Here is a 2594-nt window from a genome sequence, read left to right on the forward strand (position 1 = left end):
GGATCGCACGCCTGCGGGTGTCGCCCGAAGGCCAGGAAGGTCTTGGGGCCTTTCTCGACAAACGGGCGCCAGCATGGGTGCCGGAGAGCGTGGCATGAGCGGGATCGACCACGTTGGCATCGCCTGCGGCGACCTTGCCGCCAGTGTCGCGTTCTATCGCGCAGCGCTGGCCCCGTTGGGCATGACCCTGCTGGTGGAATTGAGCGCGGCCCAGACCGGCAGCCGCGCGCACGCCGGCTTCGGCATCGAGCGTGCAATCGTCTGGCTGGGGTCCGATGCGCAGGCTCCCGGCACCGCGCATTTGGCACTGGCGGCGGCCGATCGCGCCAGCGTGGACGCCTTCCACCGTGCAGCGCTCGCCGCAGGCGGCCGCGATCACGGCGCGCCCGGTCTGCGCCCGCATTACCACCCGCACTATTACAGCGCCTTCGTGCTCGACCCCGATGGCAACAACCTCGAAGCGGTCTGTCACCGCGCCGCATGAGCACCGTTCCGATGTCCTTAGGCACTGTATCTCCCTGCGCGGACGTGGGCGTACATGAGACCGCTGTTGCGTCGGCCGCGCCCGGGCATGCATGCAGGAACGTGGGCGCATGAGCGACTTCGTCCGCATTGTCGAAGTCGGCCCGCGCGATGGTCTGCAGAACGAAGCGCAACCGGTCGCCACCGCCGACAAGATCGCGTTGATCGATCAACTCTCGGCCACCGGCCTGCGCAGCATCGAGGCGACCAGCTTCGTCAGTCCGCGCTGGGTGCCGCAGCTGGCCGATGCCGCCGAGGTCTTTGCCGGCATCGGCAAGGCGCCGGGCATCGCCTACCCGGTCCTGGTGCCGAACCTGCAGGGCTATGTCCGTGCCCATGCCGCAGGCGCGCGCGAGGTCGCGGTGTTCACGGCTGCATCGGAAGCGTTCAACCGCACCAACACCAATGCCGGCATCGACGAATCGATCGCGCGGTTCCGGCCCGTGCTGGAGCAGGCCGCCATCGATGGCGTACGCGTGCGCGGCTACGTCTCCACCGTGCTCGGCTGCCCGTACCAGGGACAGGTGCCGGTGGCCGATGTGGTGGACGTCGCGCAGCGGCTGTATACGCTGGGCTGCTACGAAATTTCGCTGGGCGACACCATCGGTGTCGGCACCCCGGCAAAGGCACGCCAGATGCTGGCCGCGGTCGCACAGGAAGTGCCGATGCAGGCGCTGGCCGTGCATTTCCACGACACCTACGGCCAGGCGCTGGCCAATATCGCTGCATGCCTGGAACAGGGCGTGCGCGTGGTCGATGCGGCGGTGTCCGGCGCGGGCGGTTGCCCGTACGCCAAGGGCGCCAGCGGCAACGTCGCCAGCGAGGATGTGGTGTACCTGCTGCACGGGTTGGGCGTGTCCACCGGCATCGACCTGCCCGCCCTCGCCCGCACCGGCCGCTGGCTGGCGCAGCTGCTCGGTCGCGAGACCGGCAGCAAGACCGGCAAGGCGCTCGCGGCGGCCGGCTGATCAACCGGCACCGCAACGCGCCGGCAGCGTCGCTGCCACGCTGGCGCAAGGGCTTCGGCTAGAATTGCCGGCCGTCTCGTCCACCGTTCGCGTGCCGTCATCGCTCGGCATCCAACGCATCACAGGGAACCATCGCATGCAGCCGTCTTCTGTTCTTGCCGTTGTCACCGGCGGCGTCTCCGGCCTGGGCCTGGCCGTGGCGCAACGCATCGTGGCCGACGGCGGCAAGGTGGCCCTGTTCGATGTCAACGCGGACAAGGCCGACGCGGCGCTGGCGGCGCTGGGCACCGGCAATGCGCATTACTTCGCCACCGACGTCACCGATGAGGCGCAGGTGGCAACCAATATCGCGCAGGCGGCGCAGGCGTTGGGCGGGCTCTCTCTTGCCGTCAACTGCGCCGGCATCCTGGGCGCAGGGCGCGTACTGGGCAAGGAGGCGCCGATGCCGCTGGCGACCTTCCGCAACACCGTGCTGGTCAACCTGGTCGGCAGCTTCAATGTGGCCAAGGCGGCCGCCGATGTCATGCAGCACAACGCCGCCGGCGACGACGGCGAGCGCGGCGTGATCATCCACACCGCCTCGGTCGCTGCGTACGAGGGCCAGATCGGCCAGGCCGCCTATGCCGCGAGCAAAGGTGGCGTGGTGGGCATGACCCTGCCGATGGCGCGCGAACTCGCCCGCTTCGGCATCCGCGTGATGACGATCGCGCCCGGCGTGTTCTGGACCCCGATGGTCGACGGCATGCCCGAGGCCGTGCAGCAATCGCTGTCCGCTTCGATTCCGTTCCCCTCGCGCCTGGGCCAACCCGACGAATACGCCGACACCGTCGCCTTCATCCTGCGCAACCGCTATCTCAACGGCGAAGTGATCCGCCTGGACGGTGGCGTGCGCCTGGCACCCAAGTAGCCGGGATTGGGGATTCGGGATTGGGGATTCGTCACAGCAAGAACGCCGTATCCTTCCCGCCTCCTGAAATCCTGTTTTGCCAATCCCGAATCCCCAATCCCCAATCTCTGACTTGACCCATGAAAGCTAACGACATCAAGAAAGGCAACGTCGTCGAATACAACGGCGGCATTTACCAGATCCGCGATATCGAGCGC

Annotated in this window: 3 protein-coding genes and 2 pseudogenes; all 5 read left to right on the top strand. The window is 67.9% G+C overall.

Translation table 11 applies throughout. From position 1 onward, the window contains the following. Positions 1-98 (top strand): annotated as a pseudogene (locus OZ10_RS22435) (enoyl-CoA hydratase/isomerase family protein); the annotation flags it as partial. Continuing rightward, positions 95-484 carry a VOC family protein gene (locus tag OZ10_RS19985; protein WP_039410283.1) on the top strand — a complete coding sequence of 130 codons (390 nt, stop codon included), beginning with the start codon at positions 95-97 and terminating at the stop codon, positions 482-484. The pseudogene OZ10_RS22435 and the gene OZ10_RS19985, both read left to right, overlap by 4 nt. A gap of 109 nt (positions 485-593) precedes the next feature. Next, positions 594-1490, top strand: a complete 897-nt coding sequence (locus OZ10_RS19990) for a hydroxymethylglutaryl-CoA lyase (RefSeq protein WP_039566833.1) — start codon at positions 594-596, stop codon at positions 1488-1490. A 136-nt stretch (positions 1491-1626) separates the two neighbouring features. Next, positions 1627-2397, top strand: coding sequence for an SDR family NAD(P)-dependent oxidoreductase (locus OZ10_RS19995; RefSeq protein WP_039410279.1), 771 nt, complete (start codon positions 1627-1629; stop codon positions 2395-2397). A gap of 119 nt (positions 2398-2516) precedes the next feature. After that, positions 2517-2594, top strand: a pseudogene (locus OZ10_RS21865) (elongation factor P-like protein YeiP); the annotation flags it as partial.

This window comes from Xanthomonas cannabis pv. cannabis (genome assembly GCF_000802365.1).
Lineage (GTDB): Bacteria > Pseudomonadota > Gammaproteobacteria > Xanthomonadales > Xanthomonadaceae > Xanthomonas > Xanthomonas cannabis.